Annotated in this window: 22 protein-coding genes and 1 riboswitch; of the genes, 10 read left to right on the top strand and 12 right to left on the bottom strand. The window is 73.7% G+C overall.

Features of this window, described 5'->3' with window-relative positions; all coding sequences use genetic code 11:
- Positions 1–10: 10 nt before the first annotated feature.
- The 8 genes from ABWK59_RS18230 to hisC form a co-directional block, all read right to left on the bottom strand.
- The gene (locus tag ABWK59_RS18230) at positions 11–1,552 is read right to left on the bottom strand and encodes a cytochrome ubiquinol oxidase subunit I (RefSeq protein ID WP_354641648.1); all 1,542 of its coding nucleotides are present in this window, start codon (positions 1,550–1,552) and stop codon (positions 11–13) included.
- 281 nt (positions 1,553–1,833) lie between these two features.
- Positions 1,834–3,342, bottom strand: a complete 1,509-nt coding sequence (locus ABWK59_RS18225) for a sensor histidine kinase (protein WP_354641647.1) — start codon at positions 3,340–3,342, stop codon at positions 1,834–1,836.
- Positions 3,343–3,350: 8 nt separating this feature from the next.
- Positions 3,351–4,085 (bottom strand): response regulator transcription factor, encoded by a 735-nt coding sequence (locus ABWK59_RS18220; protein WP_354645001.1) that lies wholly within the window; start codon positions 4,083–4,085, stop codon positions 3,351–3,353.
- Between the two features lie 179 nt (positions 4,086–4,264).
- Entirely contained in the window at positions 4,265–4,897 is a 633-nt protein-coding gene (locus tag ABWK59_RS18215) for a DUF5666 domain-containing protein (RefSeq protein WP_354641646.1), read from the bottom strand.
- A gap of 102 nt (positions 4,898–4,999) precedes the next feature.
- Complete coding sequence (locus tag ABWK59_RS18210; RefSeq protein ID WP_354641645.1) at positions 5,000–6,202, bottom strand: ABC transporter permease; 1,203 nt, start codon at positions 6,200–6,202, stop codon at positions 5,000–5,002.
- Complete coding sequence (locus tag ABWK59_RS18205; protein ID WP_354641644.1) at positions 6,199–6,972, bottom strand: ABC transporter ATP-binding protein; 774 nt, start codon at positions 6,970–6,972, stop codon at positions 6,199–6,201. Before ABWK59_RS18205 ends, ABWK59_RS18210 begins: the two co-directional genes overlap by 4 nt.
- Positions 6,972–8,306, bottom strand: coding sequence for an efflux RND transporter periplasmic adaptor subunit (locus ABWK59_RS18200; RefSeq protein ID WP_354641643.1), 1,335 nt, complete (start codon positions 8,304–8,306; stop codon positions 6,972–6,974). Before ABWK59_RS18200 ends, ABWK59_RS18205 begins: the two co-directional genes overlap by 1 nt.
- Before the next feature lie 258 nt (positions 8,307–8,564).
- Positions 8,565–9,656: a histidinol-phosphate transaminase gene (gene hisC / locus ABWK59_RS18195; RefSeq protein ID WP_354641642.1), complete on the bottom strand. Its 1,092-nt coding sequence runs from the start codon at positions 9,654–9,656 to the stop codon at positions 8,565–8,567.
- Between the two features lie 315 nt (positions 9,657–9,971).
- Between hisC and ABWK59_RS18190 the strand changes: the two genes are divergently transcribed.
- The 3 genes from ABWK59_RS18190 (at position 9,972) to ABWK59_RS18180 (ending at position 13,611) form a co-directional block, all read left to right on the top strand.
- Complete coding sequence (locus ABWK59_RS18190; protein ID WP_354641641.1) at positions 9,972–11,129, top strand: LacI family DNA-binding transcriptional regulator; 1,158 nt, start codon at positions 9,972–9,974, stop codon at positions 11,127–11,129.
- A gap of 225 nt (positions 11,130–11,354) precedes the next feature.
- The gene (locus tag ABWK59_RS18185) at positions 11,355–12,563 is read left to right on the top strand and encodes a metallophosphoesterase (protein WP_354641640.1); all 1,209 of its coding nucleotides are present in this window, start codon (positions 11,355–11,357) and stop codon (positions 12,561–12,563) included.
- Between the two features lie 196 nt (positions 12,564–12,759).
- A complete protein-coding gene (locus ABWK59_RS18180; RefSeq protein ID WP_354641639.1) occupies positions 12,760–13,611 on the top strand; it encodes a hypothetical protein in 852 nt (283 codons plus the stop codon).
- Positions 13,612–13,709: 98 nt separating this feature from the next.
- Here the strand turns inward: ABWK59_RS18180 and thiC are convergent, their stop codons facing one another.
- Complete coding sequence (gene thiC / locus ABWK59_RS18175) at positions 13,710–15,518, bottom strand: phosphomethylpyrimidine synthase ThiC (protein ID WP_354641638.1); 1,809 nt, start codon at positions 15,516–15,518, stop codon at positions 13,710–13,712.
- Positions 15,514–15,649, bottom strand: a riboswitch (TPP riboswitch). Its footprint overlaps the gene before it by 5 nt.
- A gap of 84 nt (positions 15,650–15,733) precedes the next feature.
- Here thiC and ABWK59_RS18170 point away from each other — a divergent pair.
- The gene (locus ABWK59_RS18170) at positions 15,734–15,937 is read left to right on the top strand and encodes a hypothetical protein (protein ID WP_354641637.1); all 204 of its coding nucleotides are present in this window, start codon (positions 15,734–15,736) and stop codon (positions 15,935–15,937) included.
- Between the two features lie 156 nt (positions 15,938–16,093).
- The gene (locus tag ABWK59_RS18165) at positions 16,094–17,548 is read left to right on the top strand and encodes an SPFH domain-containing protein (RefSeq protein ID WP_354641636.1); all 1,455 of its coding nucleotides are present in this window, start codon (positions 16,094–16,096) and stop codon (positions 17,546–17,548) included.
- Positions 17,549–17,640: 92 nt separating this feature from the next.
- Here ABWK59_RS18165 and ABWK59_RS18160 read toward each other — a convergent pair whose 3' ends face one another.
- The gene (locus ABWK59_RS18160) at positions 17,641–18,354 is read right to left on the bottom strand and encodes a VC0807 family protein (RefSeq protein WP_354641635.1); all 714 of its coding nucleotides are present in this window, start codon (positions 18,352–18,354) and stop codon (positions 17,641–17,643) included.
- A 192-nt stretch (positions 18,355–18,546) separates the two neighbouring features.
- On the opposite strand from ABWK59_RS18160, the gene ABWK59_RS18155 reads away from it, so the two are divergent.
- The 5 genes from ABWK59_RS18155 to ABWK59_RS18135 all read left to right on the top strand — a co-directional run bounded on the left by ABWK59_RS18155 (position 18,547) and on the right by ABWK59_RS18135 (position 23,783).
- Complete coding sequence (locus tag ABWK59_RS18155) at positions 18,547–19,557, top strand: 3-oxoacyl-ACP synthase III family protein (RefSeq protein ID WP_354641634.1); 1,011 nt, start codon at positions 18,547–18,549, stop codon at positions 19,555–19,557.
- A complete protein-coding gene (locus tag ABWK59_RS18150; protein WP_354641633.1) occupies positions 19,554–20,294 on the top strand; it encodes a glycosyltransferase family A protein in 741 nt (246 codons plus the stop codon). The genes ABWK59_RS18155 and ABWK59_RS18150 overlap by 4 nt, the downstream gene beginning before the upstream one ends.
- A gap of 30 nt (positions 20,295–20,324) precedes the next feature.
- Positions 20,325–21,782 (top strand): class I adenylate-forming enzyme family protein, encoded by a 1,458-nt coding sequence (locus tag ABWK59_RS18145; RefSeq protein ID WP_354641632.1) that lies wholly within the window; start codon positions 20,325–20,327, stop codon positions 21,780–21,782.
- A complete protein-coding gene (locus tag ABWK59_RS18140) occupies positions 21,779–22,855 on the top strand; it encodes a cytochrome P450 (RefSeq protein ID WP_354641631.1) in 1,077 nt (358 codons plus the stop codon). The genes ABWK59_RS18145 and ABWK59_RS18140 overlap by 4 nt, the downstream gene beginning before the upstream one ends.
- A 67-nt stretch (positions 22,856–22,922) precedes the next feature.
- Complete coding sequence (locus ABWK59_RS18135; RefSeq protein ID WP_354641630.1) at positions 22,923–23,783, top strand: NAD-dependent epimerase/dehydratase family protein; 861 nt, start codon at positions 22,923–22,925, stop codon at positions 23,781–23,783.
- Between the two features lie 47 nt (positions 23,784–23,830).
- On the opposite strand, the gene ABWK59_RS18130 is transcribed toward ABWK59_RS18135, so the two are convergent.
- Both ABWK59_RS18130 and tenA read right to left on the bottom strand, forming a co-directional pair.
- A complete protein-coding gene (locus ABWK59_RS18130) occupies positions 23,831–24,031 on the bottom strand; it encodes a DUF5326 family protein (RefSeq protein ID WP_354641629.1) in 201 nt (66 codons plus the stop codon).
- Between the two features lie 174 nt (positions 24,032–24,205).
- Positions 24,206–24,868 (bottom strand): thiaminase II, encoded by a 663-nt coding sequence (gene tenA / locus ABWK59_RS18125; RefSeq protein ID WP_354641628.1) that lies wholly within the window; start codon positions 24,866–24,868, stop codon positions 24,206–24,208.
- Positions 24,869–24,894: the final 26 nt, after the last annotated feature.

The raw sequence follows: 24,894 nt of genomic DNA, 5'->3' as shown, positions 1-24,894 counted from the left end.
GGTGGCGTCCTCAGTAGGCGAAGGCGAGGGGCTTGTCGGCGTCCTCGTCGGAGGACGGGCCGCGCAGGGTGGGGTCCTTCGCCGGGGGCTTCTCGGAGGTGACCGGGCCGGCCTTGGCGTACTTGACGAGCAGCTTGACCTCGATCACGGCGAGGATCGCGTAGAGCGCGGTGAAGGTGCACAGGGCGCCGATCTGGGTGCCGACGCTCACGTTGGGGGAGACGCCGTCGGCGGTGCGCATCAGGCCGAACACCACCCAGGGCTGACGGCCCATCTCGGTGAAGATCCAGCCGAAGCTGTTGGCGATCAGCGGGAAACCCATGGTCAGGATGCCGATCCGCCAGCTCCACCGGGTGAGGAGGGTGTTCATCTCGCGGTGCTTGGTGAGCATCAGCTTCGGCGGCTCCTCCTCGCCGGTGCGGTGCTCGGGCGCCAGCCAGAACGACCGGCGGGTGGTCCACAGCCCGATCAGCGCGGCGACGAAGGAGGTCATCCCGAACCCGATCATGAGGCGGAAGCCCCAGTAGGTGACGAAGATGCTCGGGATGTAGTCCTGCGGCTCGCCGCCGTACCGGGCCGCCTCGGCGGCGGCGGTGTCGTTGATACCGGGGACGGCGGAGCTGAAGTCGCCGTTGGCGAGGAAGGACAGTATCCCGGGGATCTCCAACTCCACCGAGTTGTGGCCCTTGTTGACGTCGCCGACCGCGAAGACGGAGAACGGCGCCGGCGCCTGGGTCTCCCACAGCGCCTCGGCGGCGGCCATCTTCATCGGCTGCTGCTCGAACATCACCTTGGCGAGGCTGTCGCCGCTGACCGCGGTGCCCAGGCCGGCGACCGCGGCGATGACCAGGGCGACCCTCAGCGAGGTCCGCATCGAGGCGGTCTTCCGGCCGTCGGTCTCCTTGCCCCGCTTGGCCCGCCACAGGTGGTACGAGGCGATGCCGACCATGAAGGCGGCGCCGGTGAGGAAGGCGGCGGTGATCGTGTGGAACGCCTGGACCAGGGTGGTGTTCTGGAACAGCACCCGGCCGATGTCGGTGAGCTGGGCCTTCCCGGTGGCCGGGTCGATCCGGTACCCGACCGGGTGCTGCATCCAGGAGTTGGCCGCCAGGATGAAGTACCCGGAGAGCACGGTGCCGATCGCCACCAGCCAGATGCAGGCGCAGTGGAGCTTCCTCGGCAGCTTGTCCCAGCCGAAGATCCACAGGCCGATGAAGGTGGACTCGAAGAAGAAGGCGATCAGCGCCTCCATCGCGAGCGGGGCGCCGAACACGTCGCCGACGAACCGCGAGTAGTCCGACCAGTTCATGCCGAACTGGAACTCCTGGACGATGCCGGTGACCACGCCCATCGCGATGTTGATCAGGAAGAGCTTGCCCCAGAACTTGGTGGCGTGGAAGTACTTCTCCTTGCCGGTCCTGATCCAGGCCGTCTCCAGCCCGGCGACGATCGCGGCCAGGCTGATGGTCAGCGGGACGAAGAGGAAGTGGTAGACGGTGGTGATGCCGAACTGCCATCGCGCGATGGTCTCGTGAGCGACTGCTAGCTCCACTGCGCCCTTCTCTCACCAAGAAATCCGTACGAAACCGGGCAAAGACGTACCTCTAGCACGCAACCGCTCCGAAGCACGCCAAGCTTGCCCGCTTGTGAAAGTGAACACTTTCACAAGGGCAGTATCCACCATGCTTACGTGGGACCTGTGAGCGGGGTGTGGTTGTCGTTGAAGGAGATCATCCGATAGGACTCCCGCGGCGACAATGAACCACCGGGAGAGCCGGCTGGACGCGGCGGCACTTGACAGCGGCCTGGCACCCGGCCGGACCGCCGCCGGACTCAGCGCTGGTGCGGCAGCTCGACCCGGAAGGCCGCGCCGCGGCCGGGCTCGCTCTCCAGGCTGATGGTGCCCCCGTGGGCGCGCACCAGGGCGCTGGCGATGGCGAGCCCGAGGCCCGCCCCCCCGCCGTCCTTGCGGCTGCGCGAGGCGTCCACCCGGTAGAACCGCTCGAAAACCAGGGCGGCTTGATCCTCCGTCAGCCCGGGACCGTGATCGGCGACCTCCAGCAGGCACTGCCCGCCGCGCGCGCCCACGCCGATCCGGACCGGGGTCCCGGCGGGGGTGTGCTTGACCGCGTTGCCGACCAGGTTGGTGACCACCTGGCGCAGCCGGGCCTCGTCGCCGAGGACCGGCGCGGGCTGGGGTGCGCCGGTGCCGTCCGGTCCGGTGAGTGAGACGGGGCGTCCCGGATCGAGCGCGGTCAGGTCGTGCAGGGCGTCGGCGGCGAGGGTCCGCAGGTCCATCGGGGCGAGCGCGAGCGGCCGTTCCTCGTCCAGCCGGGCCAGCGTGAGGAGGTCCTCGACCAGCCGGCCCATCCGGACCGCCTCGCTCTCGATCCGGTCCATGGCCCGGTCGACGTCCGGCAGGGCGCCCATCCGGTACAGCTCGGCGAAGCCGCGGATGCCGGCCAGCGGGGTGCGCAGCTCGTGCGAGGCGTCGGCGACGAACCGGCGCATCCGGGCCTCGGAGGCGGCCCGGGCGGCGAACGCGGCCTCGATCTGGCTGAGCATGCCGTTGAGCGCGGTGGAGAGCCGACCCACCTCGGTCCGGCCGCCGAGTTCGGGCATCCGGTGGGAGAGCTCGCCGGAGGCGATCCGCGCGGCCCCCTGCTCGATCCGGCGCAGCGGCCGCAGCCCGGCCCGGACGGCGAAGGCGCCGAGCACGGCGATGCCCGCCAGGACCACGCCGCCGATGGTGAGGAAGGTGATGCGCATCCGCTCGATCACGGCGTCCACGTCGGACAGCGAGACGGCGACCAGGACGTACGCGGGGGCCGAGAAGTCGGAGCCGGCGGTGCGCTGGAGGGGCAGCACCAGGACCCGCCAGCTGCCGCCGTCGGGCAGCTCGGGGACGGTGAAGGCGCGGCCCTTGCGGGCGGTGAGGGTGTCCGGGGTGAGTCCGGTCACCTCGGGCGCCGGGTCGGAGTCGGCGATCGGTTGGCGGAGCACGGTCTGCACCGCGCCGTCGGCGCCGAGGTACTGGACCACGTACTGGCTGGGCAGGGCGAGGCCGGCCCGGCGGTTGACCTGGCCGAGCGGGCCGAGCTGCCCGAACGGACCCTGCTGGCCCGGCCCCGGGGCCTGACCCGGCTGGCCGCCCTGCTGGGCGATCCGGCCGGGGTTGCGCTTGGCGAGCGGTTCGGCGAACCGGGTCAGCTGCACGTCGGCCCGCTCCACCAGCTGCCGGCGGACGGTCCCTAGCACCAGGGTGTCGCTGACCACCAGGCCGGTGGTCACCAGGAGCAGGGCGAGCACCAGCAGCCGGGTGCGCAGCGAGAAGCGGGCCACGGTCGTGGTCAGCCCTGCGGCGGGCGGCGCAGCGCGTACCCGATGCCGCGCACCGTGTGGATCAGCTTCGGCCCGTGCGCCGGGCCGGAGTCGAGCTTGCGGCGCAGGTAGGAGATGTACGACTCGACGATGGAGAGGTCGCCGCCGAAGTCGTAGGCCCAGACGTGGTCGAGGATCTGCGCCTTGGAGACCACCCGGCCGACGTTGGCCATCAGGTAGTGCAGCAGCTTGAACTCGGTGGGCGAGAGGGAGACCGGGAGGCCGCCGCGGGTGACCTCGTGGGCGATCGGGTCGAGGGTGAGGTCGGCGACGGCGAGCCGGCCGTCGTCGGCGGGGCCGCCGGCCCGGCGGAGGATGGCCCGGATCCGGGCGATCAGCTCCTCCAGGCTGAACGGCTTGGTGACGTAGTCGTCGCCGCCCACCGCGAGGCCCTGGACCTTGTCGCCGGTGCCGTCCTTGGCGGTGAGGAAGAGCACGGGGACGTGCTCGCCGCCCTGCGACCACTGGGACTGCTCGCGCAGTCGTTCGACCACGGAGAACCCGTCCAGATCCGGCAGCATCACGTCGAGCACCACCAGGTCGGGGCGCTCGGCGGCGACGGCCGCGAGGGCCTCCTCCCCGGTGGCCGCGGAGGCGACCCGGAAGCCCGAGAACCGCAGGCTGGCCGAGAGCAGCTCCCTGATGTTCGGCTCGTCGTCGACGACCAGCAGGAACGCCTCGCCGGAGGCGCCGCCGCCCGGCAGCGGGCCTCCTGCGGTCCGCACAGTCCCTGACACAGCTGATCCGCCTCCCGGTCGGACGAAAGTTACCCATCGGACGATAGCTCGGGGAGGCTATGCGCGGTTGATGAAGGTTGGATTAATCACGCCCGACCGGGCGGTCAGGCGTGATTTCGGGGGATCCGCCCGGGTTCGGCCCGGGGTCAGCCGCTGGTCGACGGGGCGGCGCCCTGCTGGCGGGCTCCGGGGAAGCCGCCGGCGGCGCCCTCGGTGAGCTGGGTGGCGGTGTAGCCGCCGTCGGCGGAGCGGGTGCCGACCACGGTGACGGTCTGCCCGGGGAGCAGGTCGGCGACCTTGCCCTCCTTGTTGAGGCTGACCTTGGTGCTGTCGGCGGTGGTGATCTTGACGGTGTTGCCGCTCGGGTCGGTGAGGTAGACCGTGGTGCCGTCCACGGCCTTCACGGTGCCCCGGGTGAACCCGGCGCCGCCCTGACCGCCCTGCCCCTGACCACCCTGCCCCTGCTGACCGGCCCGGCCGCCGCCCTGGCCCTGCTGGCCGTTCTGGCCCTGCCCGGCGCCGCGCCGGCCGCCGTTCTGCCCGCCGAAGCCGCCGAACCCCTGCTGGCCGCCGCCCTGGGCCGCCGCCCGGACGCCGCCGCCCGCCGGGGCGCTGTCCTTCTGGTACCAGACCCCTCCGGCGAAGGACAGGGTGGCGATCACCCCGCCGGCCAGGGCCAGGGTCAGCCAGGGCAGGGGCCGGCGCGGCGGCGCGGCCAGCTCGGCGGTCACGTCGCGGGCGTCCGGCGCGGTGGCGAGCAGCTCCTGCTCCTCGGACATCGGGTACTCCTCGTCAGATTGTCTGGTCGTCTGGTCTTCGTTTGGATCCGGGTGGTCCCGTGGGTGGGCCCGGCCGCCCGGTCGCGGGCGGCCGGTGCCCGGTCACTCGTGGCGGAGCGCGTCGATCGGCCGGAGCCGGGCGGCCCGGTTGGCGGGGTAGCTGCCGAAGAACAGGCCGATGGCGACGGCGATGCCGAACGCCCCGAGCACGGACCCGGGGATGACCACCGGCTCGATGCCGACGATCGGGAACCGGGCGCCCACCAGGCCGACCACCACCCCGAGGCCCGCCCCGATCACCGAGAGCAGGGTCGACTCGGTGAGGAACTGCCCGAGGATAGCCGCCCGGGGCGCGCCGAGCGCCTTGCGGATGCCGATCTCCTTGGTCCGCTCGGTGACGGTCACCAGCATGATGTTGGTGATCCCGATGCCGCCGACCAGCAGCGAGATCGCGGCCACCGCGCCGAGCAGCACGGTGAAGGTGCGGGTGGTGGACTCGCGGGCGGTCAGCAGCGAGGCCTGGTTCGCGATGCGGAAGTCCAGCCTGGTGCTGTCCTTGATCGCGTGGGTGCCCATCAGGATCCGGGTCACGTCGGACTGGGCCTCGGTGACCGCATCGGCCGAGCGGGCCTGCACCAGGATCTGGTTGACCGAGCCGAAGCCGGTGAAGGCGTTCTGCACGGTCGGCAGCGGCGCGATCACCACGTCGTCCGGGTCGCCGAAGCCGGTGGAGCCCTTCGGGCGGAGCACGCCGACCACGGTGAACGGGGTGCCGCCGATGGTGATCCGGCGGCCGACCGGGTCCGCGGTGTCGAACAGCTGCTTGGCGGTGGTGGCCCCGATCACCGCCACCTTGCGGGCGGCCAGCACGTCGTCGTTCGAGAAGTAGTCCCCGCGGTCGACCCTCTGGTTGGCGGTCTCGAAGTACGCCGGGTAGGTGCCGACGATCGAGCCCGGCTGGTGCGAGATGTCGCCGTACAGCGCGGTGCCGGAGGTGGTGACCACGGGGGCCACCGACTTGATCGCCGGTGCGTCCGCGGTGGAGGCCAGCGCCCGGGCGTCGTCCACGGTGAGCTTGCGCGGGGTGGTGGCCGAGCCGCGGAGCTGGGTGGAGGAGACGGTCAGCGCGTTGGTGCCGAGCGCGGTGATCGAGTCCTTGACCGCGACCGAGGAGCCGTTGCCGACGGCGAGCAACAGGATCACCGAGGCCACGCCGATCAGCACCCCGAGCATGGTGAGCGCGGAGCGGACCTTGTTGGCGGCCAGGCCGGCGACGGCGAAGCGGAGCATCTGCCAGGTGATCACGCACCCACCTCCTGGGCGAGCGCGGGCGGCGGCCCGTCCACGGCGGCCTGGCGGACGTCCGACACGATCGCGCCGTCGACCAGCCGGACGACCCGCTTGGCGTGCCGGGCGACCTCGTCCTCGTGGGTGATCATCACGACCGTACGGCCGGCCGCGTTGAGCCCGTCGATGATGGCGAGCACCTCCTCGGTGGAGCGGCTGTCCAGGTTGCCGGTGGGCTCGTCGGCCAGCAGCATCGCGGGGGAGGTGACCAGCGCCCGGGCGACCGCGACGCGCTGCTGCTGGCCGCCGGAGAGCTCGTTGGGCCGGTGTCCGGCGCGCTCGGCCAGCCCGACCAGGGCCAGCGCGGCCTCGGCCCGGCGGCGCCGCTCGGCGGACCTGACCCCGGCATAGGCGAGCGGCAGCTCCACCTGGGCCAGGGCGGTGGTGCGGGGCACCAGGTTGAAGGACTGGAAGACGAAGCCGATCTTGCGGTTGCGGACCAGCGCGAGCTGGTGCTCGTCCAGCCCGCCGACGTCGATGCCGTCCAGCAGGTAGCGGCCGGAGCTGGGGACGTCCAGGCAGCCGAGGATGTTCATCAGGGTGGACTTGCCCGATCCCGAGCTGCCCATGACCGCGACGTAGTCGCCCTCCTCGACGTCCAGGCGGACGCCGAGGGGCTCGCCGTCGGGGCCGCTCGGCCCGCGCAGCGCGTGCACGGCGGCCTCGCCCTGGCCGTACGACTTGGTGACCCCGCGGAGCTGGATCACCGGGGGCTTGGGGCCGGGCATCAGCGGCCGCCCCCGCCGGCTCCGGCACCGCCGCCGCGCTGTCCGCCGCCGCCCTGGCCCTGGCCGCCGGGCAGGGCGCCACCGCCGAGGCCGGGGAAGCCGCCGCCCGGGAAGCCGTTGCCGGTGCCCGCGGTGGTGCTGGTGAGCTCGACCTTGTCGCCCTCCTTGAGGCCCTCGACCACCTGGACGGTGGAGTCGCCCTCCACGCCGACGGTGACCGGGACCCGCTCGGTGCCGCCGTCCGCGCGGACCAGGGTGGCGGTCCGGCTGGCTCCGGTGCCCGCCAGGGCCGCGGTGGGCACCGAGAGCGCGTCGGAGGCCTCGCCGGTGACCACCGAGACGGTGGCGCTCAGCCCGGTGCGCAGCTTGGCCGTGTCTCCGGTGATCTGCAGGCTGGCCGCGTACTGGACGGCGCCGGAACCGTTGCCGCCGCTCGACACCGGGAGCGAACTGACCGACAGCACGGTGGCGTTGAGCTTGGTGTCGGACTGCGCGTTGAGCGTGACGGTGGCCGACTGGCCCTTCTTCAGCTTCAGCGAGTCCAGCTCGGAGAAGTTGGCGGTGACCTGCATCCCGGTGGGGTTGGTCAGCACGACGAAGCCGCTCGGGGCGCTCCCGGAGGAGGAGGTCGACCCGGTGCCGGTGCCGGACTTGGTGCCACCGCCGGAGGCGGTCGTCCCGGAGACGGTGTCGCCGACCCGGCCCGAGACCGAGGCGACCGTGCCGTCCGCGGAGGCGGTCAGGGTGGTGCCGGCCAGCGCGGTCTTGGCGTTGGCGAGGTTGGTCTCGGCGGTGTCCACCTGCTGCTTGGCCTGGGCCACCTGGGCCTGGTCGACCTTGGTGGTGGTCGTGGTGGCGGCCGGCTGCGGGGTGGCGCCGCCCTGGGTCTGGGAGCCGCCGCCCGTCCTGGCGGCCGAGCCGCCGGAGGTGGTGGTGACGGTCTCACCGGCCTCGGCCTTGTCCAGGTTGGCCTCGGCGGTGTCCAGGGCGGCCTCGGCGGCGGCGACCTGCTGCTTGGCCGCGGTGGTGTCCACGGTGGCGAGGACCTGGCCCTTGGTCACGGCGTCGCCGACCGCGACCTTGATCGCGGTGACCTTGCCGCCGGTGGTGAAGTCCTGGCCGGCGTCGGAGGGCGAGACGAGCGTGCCGGACCCGGACACGGTGGCCAGGACCGTGCCCTTGGCCACCGTCGCGGTCCGCACCCCGGTCCGGCTCGCGGCCGCGCTGGGGCCGGCGTCCAGGGTGGTGTACGCGACGGCGGCCCCGCCCAACAGGGCCACACCGAGCGCGGAGTTGACGAGGACGGCACCACGCCGTCGCGGGAGCACCTTCATGCCGGACAGCTTCGCCGGGCGCCCTTTCCGGGTCCTGGGCCCGGACTGTGAGCAGCCTGGTGCCAGCAATCCGGACATCTGCCACCGGACCGGGACAACCGGGCGCCGGACCCCGCTCCACGGCACCGGACGGGTGTACGAGCGTCCAGGGACTTCCCAGGGAGTTCGTGTCCCGTTCTGAGGCGGGCGCGCCCCGGGGCGGCGCGGATCCCCTGGGGGGACCGGCCGCCCGGGGCCTCGGGGCTACGGCTCCTCGGGCTACAGCTCCTTGCGGAACGCCTCCGCGGTCGCCAGGAAGATGTCGTTGCCGGCCACCTCGCCGATCGAGACGCGGACGCCCTCGCCCGGGAACGGGCGGACCACCACGCCGGCCGCGCCGCAGGCCGCGGCGAAGTCCAGGGTGCGCTCGCCGAGCCGCAGCCAGACGAAGTTGGCCTGCGAGTCGACCACGGTCCAGCCCTGCCCGGTCAGCGCGGCGGTGACCCGGGTGCGCTCCTCCACCAGCGACTCGACCCGCTCCAGCAGGGCGTCCTCGGCGCGCAGCGAGGCCACCGCGGCGTCCTGGGCGAGCTGGCTGACGCCGAACGGCACGGCGGTCTTGCGCAGCGCGGTGGCGACCGGCTCGTGGGCGATGGCGAAGCCGACCCGCAGGCCGGCCAGGCCGTACGCCTTGGAGAAGGTGCGCAGCACGCAGACGTTGGGGCGGTCGCGGTAGAGCTCGATGCCGTCCGGCACCCGCTCGTCGCGGATGAACTCGCGGTAGGCCTCGTCCAGGACGACGAGGATGTCGCCCGGGACGGCGTCCAGGAAGCGGAGCAGCTCCTCGCGGTGGATCGCCGCGCCGGTGGGGTTGTTGGGGTTGCAGACGAAGATCAGCCGGGTGCGCTCGGTGATCGCCGCGAGCATGGCGTCGAGGTCGTGCTCCTCGGCCGCGGTGAGCGGCACCGGGACGGGGGTGGCGCCGGCGACCTGGGTGATGATCGGGTAGGCCTCGAAGGAACGCCAGGCGAAGATCACCTCGTCACCCGGGCCCGCGGTGGAGAGCACCAGGGACTGCGCGACGCTGACCGAGCCGGTGCCGGTGGCGACGTGCTCGGCCGGGACGCCGAAGCGCCGGGCGAGCTCCTCGGTGAGCGCGGTGGCGGCCATGTCGGGGTAGCGGTTGAACGAACCGGCGGCCGCCACGGCGGACTCCAGGACGCCCGGGAGCGGCGGGTACGGGTTCTCGTTGGAGGACAGCTTGTACGCGTCGGCCCCGGCGGGCTTGCCGGGCTTGTAGGTGGGGATGCCGTCCAGGCTCGGGCGGAGCCGCGGACCCTGCGCTGCCGTACCGCTCACGGTGGTCTCCATATCTCTTCGTGCGATGGTCTGCGCACGTACGGGATCGCCGTCGTGCGGAGTCCTCGGTACGCACCCGTGCCACCCCGGTCGGGTGCCCCGAACGATACCGACCCCGCTCACCCGTAGGGGTGAGATGCTCGTCCGGGTCACAGGTGCAGATCAGCCATTCTGCCGGGTTCCCATGGCACATGTCAGAGGTCAGGGCGCCGAAAAACCGCAGGTATCCAGGGCTGTACTCAGAGCCGCTCATGGAGAAACGTCTCTCCGACGTCTTGTAGCCACCCGGTCACAGAACGGGGTCGTGCGCCATACGATCGGTCCGCCATGACAGCAGCAGCGAACCAGAACGGTCGGCGACCCACCACCTCGCGGCGTCTGGAGCGGGCCGGCATCCGGGATGTGGCGGCAGCCGCCGGAGTGTCGATCACCACGGTCTCGGACGCGCTGAACGGAAAGGGCCGCCTACCCGACGAAACCAGAAGCCGGGTGCGCGAGGTCGCCGAGCGCCTGGGCTACCGCCCCTCCGCCGCGGCCCGAACCTTGCGCACCGGCCGGTCCGGACTCATCGGACTGACGGTCACCACCTACGGCGAGGAGCCCTTCACCTTCACCGAGTTCGCCTACTTCGCCGAGATGGCCAGGGCGGCCACCAGCGCGGCACTCAGCCGCGGCTACGCACTGGTGGTGCTGCCGGCCTCCTCCCGCCACGACGTCTGGAGCAACATCGCCCTGGACGGCACCGTGGTCATCGACCCGCCCGACCAGGACCCCCTGGTCAGCGAGCTCTACCGGTCCGGCGTGCCGGTGGTCAGCGACGGCAAGCCGGGCAACTGCCCGGTCACCGCCTGGGTGGACAACGACCACGAGGCGGCCGTCCTCGGCATCCTGGACCACCTGAGCGAGGCCGGCGCCCGCCGAATCGGCCTGCTCACCGGCACCTCCACCGACACCTACACCCGGCTCTCCACCGAGGCCTACCTCGGCTGGTGCGGCCGGGTCGGCCAGGAACCCGTCTACGAGTCCTACCCAGCCCACGACCCGGCGGCCGGCGCGGTCGCCGCGGACCGGCTGCTGGCCCGTCCGGACCGCCCGGACGCCGTCTACGGCCTGTTCGACCCCAACGGCACCGATCTGCTCGCCGCCGCCCGGCGGTACGGGCTGCGGGTGCCGGAGGACCTGCTGCTGGTCTGCTGCAGCGAGAGCGACGTGTACTCCGGCACCGAGCCGCCGATCACCACGCTCTCGCTCAAACCGCGGCGGATCGGCACCACGGTCGTCAACCTGCTGATCGACGCCATCGAGGGAGTCGACTCGGGGACGGGCGTGGACATCGGCCGGCTCTTCCCGCCGCGCTACCGGACCGCCGGGGCCGGGCCGCCGCCGGGCACCCTGATGCCCACCGAGCTGATGGTCCGCTGTTCCTCGCAGCGCCGCAGCCCCCGACGGACCGTCAGCCCGCCGCGGTCCCCGAACACCGGGTAGCCGGCGCGGGCCGAGGGGCGCGCGGGTCCGCCGTGCGCCCCTAGGCCCGGACCGCGTGGGCCGCCGCGTTCTCGTGGCGGGCTCGCGGCGGACCCGGCGACCGGTGTGAGGACCACCACAGACCCGGGCGGAACGGACGACCGCGACCCGTCCCGGCGACGCCCCGACGCATTGGATACCGACCAGGTGAGGACGGCGGGAGAGTGCTCTTCCTATGATGGGCGAATGACACCCGAGGACCTCTTCCGCGAGCCTGAGCCGGACCTCTCAGGGACCCGCCACCAGCAGGACCTCGATGTGCTCCCCTACGGGTCCTGGTTCGAGGTCCCGGAGCAGCCCCCGGCCGGGTACCCGAGCGACGAGACGCACAGCGCCTTCGGCGGCGCCAGCTACCTGGAACGCCACTGGCCGACGCAGGGTCAGATCCCCGTCGGGGAACCGCTCCCGGTGGTGGGAGCCGTCCCCGGGCACTACGCGCCGAGCTTCCTGGCACCCCCGTTCCCCGTCGACGGCACGGCCGGAACGCCCGGGGCGCCGCGTCCGGAGGACCCGCCCACGATCGAGCTCGGCCCGCCGATCCCGCAGGACGTGCACTTCCCGTACCCGCAGCCCGACCCGGACGAGGGCCCCGGCCCGCTGTACGTGATCGGCGACGTCCACGGGTACCTGGACGAGCTGCTCGCGGCCCTGCACCAGCAGCGGCTGATCGACGCCGAGGGGCACTGGTCGGCCGGGCGGTCCCGGGTCTGGTTCCTCGGCGACTTCACCGACCGCGGGCCGGACGGCATCGGCGTCATCGACCTGGTGATGCAGCTGGCCGCCGAGGCCGCCGCCGCCGGCGGGTACTGCCGCGCCCTGATGGGCAATCACGAACTGCTCTTCCTCGGGGCGGCCAAGTTCGGCGACGAGCCGGTGCAGTCCACCGCCGGCACCGCCTCCTTCCTCGCCGCCTGGCGGCTCAACGGCGGCCAGCAGCACGACCTGGAGCGGCTGCAGCCGCACCACGTCAGCTGGCTCTCCCGGCTCCCCGCCATGGCCGTCGAGGACGGCCACCTGCTGCTGCACTCCGACACCACGGCCTACCTGGAGTACGGCGAGACCGTCGCCGACGTCAACGAGGCGATGCACAAGCTCCTCGCCGACGAGGGCATCGACGAGTGGTGGGACGCCTTCCGCAAGTTCACCAAGCGCTTCGCCTTCCGCGGGCAGGCCGGCACCATGGCCGCCCAGGAGCTGCTCGGCACGTACGGCGGCTACCGGGTGGTGCACGGCCACAGCCCGATCCCGTACCTCACCGGCGCCGACCACCCCGAGGACGGCACCCCGCCGCACGTGCCCGGCCCGTACATCTACGCCGACGAGCTGGCCATCGCCATGGACGGCGGCGTCACCATGGAGGGAAGACTGCTGGTCGCGCGGCTTCCGCTGAACTGAAGACGCGTCACAGACCTTGCCTTCCGTCCCTTTTCACCCCTGAAGCACGCTGAAAAACCGGAAAGAGACTGTCTGACGGCGCGGGGCCGCCCCTACCATCAAGGCACCACGGGCGCCCCGCGACCGGGTCCGTCCGCCCTCGCAACCGGCCCCGTGGACCAGTCCACCTCCGTTGACCCAGCGGATCGGGGTACCCATGAGCAACGCCCCGCACCTGCTCGTCGAGGACCGCCCGGACTTCGCACGCGTCCTCGACGAAGCACTGCGAGACGAATCCGTCCGGCGCGCGCTGAGCGCGCCCGGAGAACACCTGAACGCCGAGCAGCTGCGCACCAAGTGCATGCTGGTCGCGGAGAGCGTGGCGGCCGGCGCCGCCGAGGAGTACCGGCACTACACCGCGCTGCGGACCGCCCTGGGCGAGCAGCCGACGGGCGGCCGGGGCGGTACGGCCGGTTCGGCCGTCGGTGAGCTGTCCGGCCGGCTGCGGTCCGAGGAGGGCGCCGGGCTGTTCCCGGTGCTCACCGTGCTCGCGCCGATCCTCTCCTGGTCCGCGGCCGGATTGCTGCTGGCGATCGGCTACACCCTGCGGGCCGCCGATCCGGACGTCACCCTCGGCCGCACGGTGGTCACCGCCGGCTGGGTGGCGATCGCCGTGGGCATCGGCGCGATGCTGATCGGGATCGTCGGGCTGCTGCTGACCGCCCTGCGCGACGGCTCCGCCGCACCCGCCGGACAGGACCCCCACCTGCTCGCCGACGTCGCCGAGGCCCGCGCCGCCTGGCACGCCGCCCTGCGCGACCGGGGGATCCTCCCCTACCTCTACGCCAACCTGGACTCCGAGCCCGCGCTCTCCCCCCGCCCGGCCGGCCGGCCCGCCCCACCCGACCTGCACCGGCCCGGCTACAGCAGCGCCACCTACTCCAGCCCCGGCTTCACCAGCCCCGGCGTCGAGGGCATCACCGACCCCGAGGGCCGCCAACCCCGCACCGCGGAGTTCACCGGCCCCGGCTACACCTCCCCCGACTTCACCGGCCCCGACGAGGTCTGACCGCCGTGCGGGCGGGAAACACGCCGGCGGCCTCCCGGGGGAGCGCTGCCCTGGGAAGCCCCCTCCACCTCCCAGAGCAGCGCGGTCGAGGTGGCGGGTCAGTCGGCGAGCGGGAGGTAGACCCGGTTGCCCTGGGCGGCGAACTCCTCGGACTTGGCCTGCATGCCGGCCAGGGCCTCGGCGTCGAACCCGCTCTCCACGGCGGTGGATCCGTCGCCGTGCTCGTCGCGGATCTTCTGGGAGATCTTCATCGAGCAGAACTTCGGCCCGCACATGGAGCAGAAGTGCGCGGTCTTCGCCGGCTCGGCCGGGAGGGTCTCGTCGTGGAAGTCGCGCGCGGTCTCCGGGTCGAGGGCCAGGTTGAACTGGTCCTCCCAGCGGAACTCGAAGCGGGCGTCGGAGAGGGCGTCGTCCCACTCCTGGGCGCCCGGGTGGCCCTTGGCGAGGTCCGCGGCGTGGGCGGCGATCTTGTACGTGATCACGCCGGTCTTCACGTCGTCCCGGTTGGGCAGGCCGAGGTGCTCCTTGGGCGTGACGTAGCAGAGCATCGCGGTGCCCCACCAGGCGATCATCGCCGCGCCGATCCCGGAGGTGATGTGGTCGTACCCGGGGGCGACGTCGGTGGTCAGCGGGCCGAGCGTGTAGAAGGGCGCCTCGTCGCAGATCTCCTTCTGGAGGTCCATGTTCTCCTTGATCTTGTGCATCGGGACGTGTCCCGGGCCCTCGATCATGACCTGGACGTCGCGCTCGCGGGCGATCCGCCCGAGCTCGCCGAGGGTCTGCAGCTCGGCGAACTGCGCCTCGTCGTTGGCGTCCGCGATCGACCCCGGACGCAGGCCGTCACCGAGCGAGAAGGTGACGTCGTACGTGGCGAGGATGTCGCAGAGCTCCTCGAAGTTGGTGTAGAGGAAGTTCTCCCGGTGGTGCGCCAGACACCAGGCCGCCATGATCGATCCGCCGCGGGAGACGATGCCGGTCTTCCGGCGGGCCGTCATCGGCACGTAGCGCAGCAGCACGCCGGCGTGGACGGTCATGTAGTCGACGCCCTGCTCGCACTGCTCGATGATGGTGTCGCGGTAGACCTCCCAGCTGAGGTCCTCGGCCCGGCCGTCGACCTTCTCCAGGGCCTGGTAGAGCGGCACGGTGCCGATCGGCACGGGGGAGTTGCGCAGGATCCACTCGCGGGTGGTGTGGATGTTGCGGCCGGTGGAGAGGTCCATGACCGTGTCGGCGCCCCAGCGGGTGGCCCAGGTCATCTTCTCGACCTCCTCCTCGATGGAGGAGGTGACCGCCGAGTTGCCGATGTTGGCGTTGATCTTCACCAGGAAGTTGGTGCCGATGATCGCCGGCTCGACCTCGGGGTGGTTCACGTTGACCGGGATGACCGCGCGGCCGCGGGCGACCTCGGCGCGGACGAACTCCGGTGCCAGGCCCTCGCGGAGGGCCACGAACTCCATCTCCGGGGTGACGACGCCCCGCTTGGCGTACGCGAGCTGGGTCACCGCGGCGCCGTCGCGGCCGCGCAGCGGGCGGCGCGGGCGGCCGGGGAAGACCGCGTCCAGATTGCGCAGGTTGCCCCCGCGCGGCGAGGTGTGCTTGATGCCGTCGTCCTCGGGGCGGGCCTCGCGGCCCTCGTACTCCTCGACGTCGCCGCGCTGGCGGATCCACGGGTCGCGCAGGGCGGGGAGTCCGCGCCGCACGTCGGGCTCGTACGCGCTGTCGGTGTACGGGCCGGAGGTGTCGTACAGCGGGACGGTGCGCCCGTTGGTCAGCTGCACCTCGCGGTACGGGACGCGGAGGTCGGGGCGGGATCCCTCGCGGTAGGCCTTGCGCCAGGCCGGGGTCGGGTAGCCGGTGCCGGCCGACCGGACGGAGGCAGACTTCTGCTGTGCATCGAACGTGGTCATGAGACCCTCTACTCCCTACGCCGGCATTACCCGGTCCAGGTTCCTGCGGTCGGCGCAGCGGCCGGTCCGTCCGGTGACGGATCGTTCAGCGCCCTCTCAGCCCGGTGCTCCGAGCTCCCGTGTCCTGCGAGCGCAGGACGTCGAACACCGTAGCGGCACGGCTGACGGAGGTCCAGGCGGGTTCCGGCCACTGGAACGGGGGGCAGGGTGGGGACATGGTGGGGTTGATCGGGCGGGTGACCGGGCGGGTCGGGGACGGGCTGGTCGGCGAGGTGATGGTGCTCGTACCGGAGCGGCAGGGGTCGGAGGCGTTCCTGGCGTACCCGGCGGTGCCGGGGGAGCCGTCGCTGCCGGTGGGCCGCCAGGTGGTGGTGGTCGAGTACCAGCCGCCGCGGACGGTGTACGTGGCTCCGCTTTGACGCAACCTTGACGCTCCTGGGGCGGAATCAGGACGCGTTCCGCTTCCCAAGCGATCATCCGAGGCGCAGAATCTCCTGCTGCCACCCGCGTTCCGCGCCGTCCTGCACAGCCGAGCGCAGCCACGGGACGGGGTGTGCCCTGAAGGGGGAAAGCCGATGCTGATCGGCATCGCGGGGGCCGTGGTGGCCTCCATCGTCGTCCTGGTCGTGCTCTTCAAGCTCATGTGGCGGGTCGCCGAGCCGAACGAGGCACTGATCATCTCCGGTTCCAAGCACGGCGAGGGGCTGGGGTTCCGGATCGTCACGGGCCGCGGCACCTTCGTGATGCCGGGCGTGCAGGTGGTGCGACGGCTGTCGCTGGACCTGAACGAGGCCGACCTGGACGTGGAGTGCGTGACATCGCAGGGTATCCCGGTGCACGTCAAGGGAGTTGTGATCTTCAAGGTGGGCGACGACTCGGTGTCGATCGCCAACGCGGGCCGGCGCTTCCTGGACCAGCAGCAGATGATGGGCCACCGGGTCCACAACGTGTTCGCGGGTCATCTGCGGTCCATCGTCGGCGGGTTGACGGTCGAGGACATGATCCGCGACCGCGAGCGGCTGACCGCCGAGACCCGGGCGGCGTCCGGGGCCGAGATGGAGAAGCTCGGCCTGATCATCGACTCGCTGCAGATCCAGGAGATCCTGGACCCGACCGGCTACATCACCAACCTGGCCGCCCCGCACGCGGCGGCGGTCCAGCGGGACGCTCGCATCGCCGCCGCGGAGGCCGACCGGGCGGCCACCGAGGCCGAGCAGGAGGCGTTCGCCCGCAAGGCCGAGGCCACCCGCAACTCCGGCATCCAGCAGGCCGGCTACCAGGCCGAGCTGGAGACGGCGCAGGCCCGTGCGCTGCAGGCGGGACCGCTGGCGCAGGCCGCGTCCCGGCAGGAGGTGGTGGTCCAGGAGACCAAGGTCGCGGAGCTGGAGGCGCACCGCAAGGAGCAGCAGCTCCAGGCGGACGTCCGCAAGCCGGCGGACGCCCGGGCGTACGAGACCCGGACGAAGGCCGAGGCGGACCGTGACGCCCGGATCTCGGCTGCGGAGGCGCTGGCCCGGGAGACCGAGCTGAAGGCCGGGGCCGAGGCGAACCGGGTGAAGGTGGCGGCCACCGCGGAGGCGGAGGCCACCCGGGCCCGGGGTCTGGCGGCGGCCGAGGCCACCCGGGCGACCGGTCAGGCGGAGGCGGCCGCGGCCGAGGCGAAGGGTCTGGCGCAGGCCGAGGCGGCCCGGGCGCTGGGTCTGGCCGAGGCCGAGGCGATCAAGGCGCGGGCGGCGGCCCTGGCGGAGAACCAGGAGGCGGTGGTCGCGCAGCAGCTCGCCGAGAACTGGCCGGAGATCGTTCGGGCCGGTGCGGACGCCTTCGGCAACGTGGAGCACATGGTGCTGCTGAACGGCGCGGACGGGATGGGCGAGATGTTCGCCAAGGCGCTGACCATGGGCGGGACGGGCCTGGGCCTGGCCCGGCAGCTGCTGGGCGCGATGAACGCGCAGCAGTCGGCGGCCGCGGCGGCGCCGGCCGCCGGGGAGCGCCCGGTGGCCCAGTCGATCCCGGTGCAGGACCAGGGCTGAGCACGGACGGCGCCCGCCCGCTCCCGGGGAGCGGGCGGGCGCCGACGTTCCTGCGGCGGGGCGGTCCGGCTGGTTCCGGTAGGCGGGCCGGATCAGGCGGCGAGGGCGGTGTCGACCGGGGTCCGGGCCTCGGCGGCGACCAGCTCGCCCATCCGGCCGGCGAAGCGGTTGCCCACCACGATGCCCAGGCCGATCGCGACGGCCAGGAAGACGGTGCCCATCCAGACCATGGTCTCCACCGGCAGGGTGTAGGCGCCGACCACCTTGGCCGCACACTCGGCGACCAGGACGGTGCCCCAGGTGAGGGTGAAGCTCCGCTCCAGGCGGCGGAAGCGGTCCGAGCCGGCGGCGAGCCGCTCCCAGGCGGCGGCGCGGGCGGCGCTGCCGCGGATCAGGAAGGGGCGCAGGCCGGCGGTCATCAGCGGCCGTCCGACCAGCGCGGTGACGATCATCGTGCCGCCGATGACGCTGCTGACCAGGCCGTCCTTGGCGATCATCAGGCGGGCGTCGCCGGTGAGGGCGGAGAGCGCGATGCCGACCAGGTTGACCACGAGCATCAGGCCCGCCAGCGCGTTGAGCGAGCGGTCCTTCAGGAGCCCGGCCACGGTCCGTACGGCGGGGATGGCGCTGCCGATGGCGAGCGAGGCGACCAGGCTCAGCCCGAGCCCGGTGTGGGCCAGGTAGTAGGCGCCGATCGGCGCCGCCACGTCGACGGCCAGCGGGGCCAGGGCGGCGGCCCGGGAGGGCGCCTGCTCGGCGACCGCGCCGGCGGTGGTGGTGCTCTTGGTGGTGGTCTCGACGGCCATGGTCCGCTCCCCGTTTCCCTCTCCCGCCGGCTCCCTGCCGACGACTCAAGACTCCCGCGCCGGGGGGTGCGGCCGTCAGTGTGCGCTGTGCCGGAATCGGCATGACGGATGTCATGGTTGGGCCCGACGCCCCGTCATCTCTGAGTACGCGTACTCAGGTCGGGGCGCCCGCGGGCGGTCAGCATGGCAGCCATGGACCTCCACACGACGCGCGTCGGCATCACCGCCGTGGGCGCCTGCCTGCCGGAGCTGGAGCTGACCTCGCAGCAGCTCCAGGACGAGGTGACGGCCGGCTGCGGCCTGCGCCTCCCCGACCGGATGTTCGAGAAGGCGACCGGGATCCGCACCCGCAGGTTCGCGGCCGAGGGCGAGTACGCCTCGACCCTGGCGATCGGCGCGGCCCGGGAGGCGCTGGACCGGGCCGGCTGCGACCCGTCCGACATCGACCTGCTGCTGTACGCCTCGGCCACCCGGGACGTCTGCGAGCCGGCCACCGCCCACCTGGTGCAGGCCGAACTCGGCTCCCGCGCCCACGCCCTGGACGTCTCCAACGCCTGCAACAGCTTCCTCAACGGCATCGACACCGCCCGCGCGATGATCCTCGCCGGGCGGGCCCGGCGGGCCCTGGTGGTGACCGGGGAGACCCCGAGCCGGGCCATGCGCCGCGACCCGAGCGGCCTGGCCGAGTTCCGCGAGGGCTTCGCCGGGTACACCTTCGGCGATGCGGGCGCGGCCGTGCTGGTCGAGCCGGTCGCCTCCGGCGGGATCCTCGACATCGAGACCGAGACCGCCTCCGAGCACTGGGAGGTCGGCGGCATCCCGGGCGGCGGGTCGCGCCACCCGCGCGGTGACGAGTGGAGCTACTTCCGGGGCGGCGGCAAGGAGTTGCGCGGGGTCTTCGAGAAGATCGGCGGCGACATCCTGACCCGGGTGGCCGCCCGGACCGGCCTGGGCTGGGACGCCTACGCCCGGGTGCTGGTGCACCAGGTGACCCTGCCCTACCTGGAGCGGTTCGTGGAGCTCACCGGGGTGCCCGAGGAGAAGCTGGTGGTCACCGTGCCCCAGCTGGGCAACCTGGCGAGCGCCACCATCGGCGTCCAGCTCCACCGGACGGCCGACGCCCTGGCACCCGGCGACAGGGTGCTGATGGTGGGCCTGGGCGGCGGCGTCAGCCTGATGACGATGGTCTGGGAGAAGTCGTGAGCGCGCTGTGGGTGGTGATCCCGGCCTACCGCGAGGAGGCCCGGATCGAGGGCGCGCTGAACGCCCTGGCGGCCCAGCGGGACCTGGACTTCACCCTGCTGGTGGTCGACAACGACTCCCCGGACGGCACCGCGGACCGGGTGCGCGCCTTCGCCGACCGTGCACCGTTCCCGGTCGAGCTGCTGGTGGAGACCGAGAAGGGCGTCGGCTCGGCGGTGGACACCGGCTTCCGGCACGCGATCGCGCACGGCGCCACGCTGCTGGCCCGCACCGACGCCGACTGCCTGCCACAGCCAGGGTGGACGGCCGCCGCCCGGGCCGGGATGCTCGCCTCCGGCGGCCTGGTCTGCGGGCACATCACCGCCCGCCACGACGAGCACGGACCGGCCGGGCGCGCGGTGTTCCGGACCCTGGTGGTCCTCGGCGCCTTCTTCGGCCGGATCCGCCCGGCGCACCACCGGCGGCACGGCTTCCTCACCCCGTACCGGATGCACGCCGGCAACAACATGGCGATCACCGCCGAGCTCTACCAGGCGGTCGGCGGGATGCCGCGCCGGCCCTCGCCCACCGACCGGACCTTCCTCAACCGGGTCCGCCGGCACACCACCGCCGTCGTCCACCGCCGCGACATGGTGGTGCAGAACTCCACCCGCAGGATCCGCGCCTACGGCGTGCTCGGCACCGCCCGCTGGTACCTGGAGCGCGGCGCGGGCGGCCGCGGCGTCGACCCGCGCTGAACCCCACCACCCACGACCCCGGAGGGCCCCGTGCTCGACCAGCTCGACCACACCCTGCGCCAGGGCGGCGACCGCCCGGCCGTCCTCGGGTGCACCCGCGCCGGAGCCGTCCGGGTCCGGGTGCGCTGCGCCGAACTGGCCGATCTGGCCGACGGGTACGCGGCCGCGCTGCACCACCGCCACGGCCTGCGGCCCGGCGACACCCTCGGGGTCGCGGTCCGGCCCGGGCCGCGCGCCCTGGCCGTGATGCTGGCCGCCCACCGGCTCGGGCTGCGCGCCGCCGCCCTCGACCCGGCCGCCGGGCCCGAGGTGCTGCTCGCCCGGCTGGAACTGGCCCGGCCCGCCCTGATCCTGGCCGACGCCGCCGCCCAGGCCGTGGCCGGCTGGGCCCGGCCGCTGGCCCGCCGCGCCCACCTCGCCCTGCCGCCGCTGCACCGGCTCGGACCGGTGGCCACCGTCGGCCCGCGCCGGCCCGGCTGCGCCCCCGCCCTGGCCGCCGCCGGCCGGCCCGCCCCGTCGCCCTACGACGGCGACGGGGACGCCGTGATCGTCTTCACCTCCGGCACCACCTCGGCACCCCGGGCGGTGGTCCACACCCGCTCGGGGCTGGCCGCGGGCATGCGCGCGGTCGCCCGACTGGTCGGTCCCCGACCGGGCGGCGCGGTGCTCGGCGGCACGTTCTTCGTCCTGGTGCCCTCACTCGCCGCCGGCGCCACCGTCGCCCTGCCGGCCCGCTCCGCCCGCGTCCTGGACCGCCAGATCGCCCGGCTCCGGCCCGACGAGACCTATCTGACGCCGCCCCAGCTGCGCGGGGTCACCGCCTTCACCGGCCGGGTCTGGACCGGCTCCGCCCCCGCCTCCGCCGAGCTGCTCGGCCGGGTGAAGCGGGCCGGCGCCACCGAGGCCTGGGGCGTCTACGCGCTGACCGAACTGTTCCCGGCGGCGGCCGTGGAGGAGGCCGACAAGGCCGCGTTCACCGAGGACGGCGACCTGCTCGGCCACCCGCTGCCGGGAGTGCGGACGAGGGTGTCCGAGGGCGGCGAGCTCCTGCTCTCCGGCCCCGCCGCCCGCGAACGCTACCTGGGCGAGGCCCCCGACCCGTGGGTCCGCACCGGCGACCGCGCCCGCCTCACCGCGGACGGCCGGATCGTGCTGGCCGGACGGCTCAAGGACATGGTCCTGCGCCACGCCGAGAACATCTACCCCGGCCTGTACGAACCCGCCCTCCACCTGCCCGGGGTGGACCTGGCCGTCCTCGTCGGCGTCCCCGCCGGCGACGGCGACGAGCGCCTGGTGGCCCTGGTCCAGCCGCGGCCCGGCACCGACCCGCGCCGGCTGCGGGCCGCCCTGCAGGCACCGCTGGCCAGGATGGGCGCCGCCCGCCCGGACGCCCTGCTGTTCGCCGACGTCCCGCTCGCCGGACGGTCCCGCAAGCCCGACCGCGCCGCCGCCTCCCGCTACTGCGCCCGGGAGCTGGCCCGCCGATGAACCGCCTCCCCGACCCGTCCCGCGCCGCGGCCGCCGCCCGCCGGGCCGACCGCCTGGTCTACCTGCGCAGCCACCCGCTGCTCTTCGGCCTGCTGAGCGCCACCCGCGGCCGGCCCGTGGTCCGGCTCGGCCGGACCGTCCTGGTCCACGGCCCCGACGAGTACCGGCAGGTCCTCACCCGGGTGCCGCTGGACCGCACCGCGGCCGGCACCACGGGCGGCGCCGCCGCCGAACTCACCGACGGGGGACTGCTCTTCGACCAGGAGGGCGAGGAGCACCGGACCGCCCGCCGCGGCCTCGCCGACCAGCTCGGCCGCCGGGGCGTGGAACGGCTGCGCCCGCTCTGGCAGGACGTCCTCGACCGCGAGCTCACCGGGATCGACCAGGGGATCGACCTGCTCCCGGTGGTCCGCCGACTGGCGGGCGCCACCGCGGCCGCGCTCACCGGCAGCACCGCCGACCCCGACCTGCTCGCCCGGGCCGCCGCCCGGGCCGCCGCGGACGCCGCCGGGGACCACCTGCCCCGGCTGCTGCCCCGCCGCGACCGGGCGGCCGACTCCGCCCGGGCGCTCACCGACCTGCTGCCCGACCCGCTGGACGCGATGCTCGTGGTGGCCGCCGTGAACACGACCGTGGCCGCCCTGCCACGGGCCGCCGCATGGTGCGCCCGGGCCCGCCTCTGGGACCGGGTCTCCCCCGAACTCGCCGCCGAGCTGCTGCGGTTGACCGCGCCCTCGCCCATCCTGCCGCGGGTGGCGGCGGCCGACGCCACGGTCGCCGACTGCCCGATCCGGCGCGGTGACCGGCTGGTCCTGGTCGCCCGGCACGCGGCCGAGGCCCACCGCGACACCCCCGCCGACCGCGTCCGCGCGTCCCACGCCGTCTTCGGCGCCGGCCCGCACGCCTGCCCCGGCGCCCACCTCGCCCGCGTCCAGCTCACCGACCTCCTCACCGCCCTGGCTCCCCACCACCCCACCGTCACCCACGCCGTCCCCGACCCCCACGCCGCCCTCCCCGGCTACGCCCGCCTCACCCTCAGGACCGGGAAACCCGCACCCCGCCAGGCCCCGTGACCCACCCCGACCCGCACCCCTGAAGAGCCCGCCCCGTGCGGCGCCCCTCCCCGAAAGGAACCCCCTCATGCGGATCGCCGTCACCGGCGCCAGCGGCTTCTGCGGCACCCACGTCGCCCGCGCGGCCGCTGCGGCCGGCGCCGACGTCCTCTGCCTGAGCCGCCGCCCCGGCCCGCTCGGCCGCCACGTCCCCTGGGACGCCGCCGCCGAGCGCCCCGACCTCGCCGGCGCCGACGTGATCGTGCACTGCGCCGCCGCCGTCGGCGACCACCCGCCGGGCTCTCCCGCGGAACGCGTCCAGCAGGCGGTCAACGTCGACGGCACCGCCCGCCTCCTCGACGCCGCGGCGGGCCGCCCGGTGGTGTGGGTGAGCAGCGCCAGCGTCTACGACCCCCGGCCGGACCGCTCGCTGGTGGCCGAGGACCACCCCACCGACGGCGGCCACCTCAACGCGTACGGCCGCACCAAGGCGGCCGGTGAGCGCCTCGCGCTGGCGGCCGGCGCGGTGGTGCTGCGTCCGCGGGCGGTGTACGGGCCCGGGGACCCGCACCTGGTGCCGCGGCTGTTGGCCCGGGTGCGCGGGGGCGTGCTGCTGCTGCCGGGCCCGGACGTGGCGCTGAGCCTGACCGCCGTGGAGAACCTGGCGGAGGCCTGCCTGGCGGCCGCGGGCTGGCCGCCCGGGGCGTACAACATCGCCGACGCCGCGCCCTACCGGCGGGACGCGGTGGTGCGCCGGGTGCTGGCGGCGCACGGGGTGCGGGCGCGGATCGGCCGGGTGCCGCTGCCGCTGCTGCGGGTGGTCCGGCCGCCGGGTCTGAGCCGGTACGCGATCGACCAGCTCGCCCGCAGCGTGGTGCTGGACACGACGAAGTCCCGGCGCCAGGGCTTCACCCCGGGCCGGGACCTCGGATCGTTCCTCGGACGGTGAGTGGCGGGGCCGGCGTCGTGACGCGGCCGGCCGACCCACCGTCAACCTCAGCTCTTGGCGGCCTTCTTCACCAGGATCACCACCGCGGCGGCCACGCCCACCAGCACCGCCACCTTGATGAGGAAGCCGACCAGGCTCGCGATCGCCCCCACCAGGAACCAGATCACGTTCCAGGCCAGGATCAGCACGATGATCGGGACCACGATGTTGCGCACCCACGAGGGCAGCGACTTCCAGAGCTCAGCCATGTCCGTTCCTTCTCTCCTCTCGGGCTCGGCGCCGGTTGTGCTCCGCCGCGGTCCCGTTCTCTTCCGGTACTTCGACCGTACCGGCGCGCGGACACCGAAACGAGGGCCGTGGGCCCGGAGACAACCCGGAGATCACCCCGAGGCCGGGCCTGGGGGTGAGCCCCGAGGGCGGGGTCAGACCGGCCAGGTCTCGCCGCGCCAGGCGGCGTCCCAGAACATCCACTCGTAGCGCGAGGTGGTGGTGAAGTGCTCGACCATGCGCCGGTGTTCGGCGGGTGAGATCTCCTCGCCGAGGCGGTCGGTGAGGTCGAGCACCCGGCGGACGACGCTCTGGAAGGCCTCGTCGCCGTAGGTGGCGATCCAGCGGGCGTAGAGGGGTTCGGGGGACGACTTGGCGAGCAGCTGCTCGCCGACCCGGGCGTAGATCCAGTAGCAGGGCAGCACGGCGGCGACCGCCTCGGCGAAGGAGCCGCCGTAGACGGTGGCCAGCAGGTAGCTGGTGTAGGCGCGGGTGGTGGGGAGGACCGGCTCGGCGGCGGCCTGCGCGGCGGTCTCGCCGAAGGCGGTGAGGAAGTCGGCGTGCATGCTCTGCTCGGCGGCGATCGCGCCGACGGCGTCGTCGGCGAACGCCTGCACGTCCTCCTCCGAGGTGGCCCGGGCCGCGCAGACGGCCAGCGCCCGGGCGTAGTCGCGGAGGTAGTGGGAGTCCTGGACGACGAAGTGGCGGAAGGCGTGGCGCGGCAGGGTGCCGTCGGTGAGGCCGCCGATGAAGGGGTGGGCGAGGATCTCGGCGTAGATCGGCTCGATGGCCGACCAGAGTTCTTCGGTCAGGGTCATGGCTGCTTCTCCCGCGGCGCTGTCGG

The organism is Kitasatospora sp. HUAS MG31, from assembly GCF_040571325.1.
Taxonomy (GTDB): domain Bacteria; phylum Actinomycetota; class Actinomycetes; order Streptomycetales; family Streptomycetaceae; genus Kitasatospora; species Kitasatospora camelliae.
The sequence above is the reverse complement of the archived record's forward strand: the minus strand, read 5'-3'. Positions and strand labels throughout refer to the sequence as shown.

Bases quoted from the DNA above. Each gene is read 5' to 3' on its own strand.
- ABWK59_RS18200 (WP_354641643.1), bottom strand. From the start codon at position 8,306: ATGAAGGTGCTCCCGCGACGGCGTGGTGCCGTCCTCGTCAACTCCGCG.
- ABWK59_RS18160 (WP_354641635.1), bottom strand. From the start codon at position 18,354: ATGGCCGTCGAGACCACCACCAAGAGCACCACCACCGCCGGCGCGGTC.
- ABWK59_RS18170 (WP_354641637.1), top strand. From the start codon at position 15,734: ATGGTGGGGTTGATCGGGCGGGTGACCGGGCGGGTCGGGGACGGGCTG.
- ABWK59_RS18180 (WP_354641639.1), top strand. From the start codon at position 12,760: ATGAGCAACGCCCCGCACCTGCTCGTCGAGGACCGCCCGGACTTCGCA.
- ABWK59_RS18155 (WP_354641634.1), top strand. From the start codon at position 18,547: ATGGACCTCCACACGACGCGCGTCGGCATCACCGCCGTGGGCGCCTGC.
- tenA (WP_354641628.1), bottom strand. From the start codon at position 24,868: ATGACCCTGACCGAAGAACTCTGGTCGGCCATCGAGCCGATCTACGCC.
- ABWK59_RS18165 (WP_354641636.1), top strand. From the start codon at position 16,094: ATGCTGATCGGCATCGCGGGGGCCGTGGTGGCCTCCATCGTCGTCCTG.
- ABWK59_RS18190 (WP_354641641.1), top strand. From the start codon at position 9,972: ATGACAGCAGCAGCGAACCAGAACGGTCGGCGACCCACCACCTCGCGG.
- ABWK59_RS18135 (WP_354641630.1), top strand. From the start codon at position 22,923: ATGCGGATCGCCGTCACCGGCGCCAGCGGCTTCTGCGGCACCCACGTC.
- ABWK59_RS18215 (WP_354641646.1), bottom strand. From the start codon at position 4,897: ATGTCCGAGGAGCAGGAGCTGCTCGCCACCGCGCCGGACGCCCGCGAC.
- ABWK59_RS18130 (WP_354641629.1), bottom strand. From the start codon at position 24,031: ATGGCTGAGCTCTGGAAGTCGCTGCCCTCGTGGGTGCGCAACATCGTG.
- ABWK59_RS18140 (WP_354641631.1), top strand. From the start codon at position 21,779: ATGAACCGCCTCCCCGACCCGTCCCGCGCCGCGGCCGCCGCCCGCCGG.
- ABWK59_RS18205 (WP_354641644.1), bottom strand. From the start codon at position 6,972: ATGCCCGGCCCCAAGCCCCCGGTGATCCAGCTCCGCGGGGTCACCAAG.
- hisC (WP_354641642.1), bottom strand. From the start codon at position 9,656: ATGGAGACCACCGTGAGCGGTACGGCAGCGCAGGGTCCGCGGCTCCGC.
- ABWK59_RS18185 (WP_354641640.1), top strand. From the start codon at position 11,355: ATGACACCCGAGGACCTCTTCCGCGAGCCTGAGCCGGACCTCTCAGGG.
- thiC (WP_354641638.1), bottom strand. From the start codon at position 15,518: ATGACCACGTTCGATGCACAGCAGAAGTCTGCCTCCGTCCGGTCGGCC.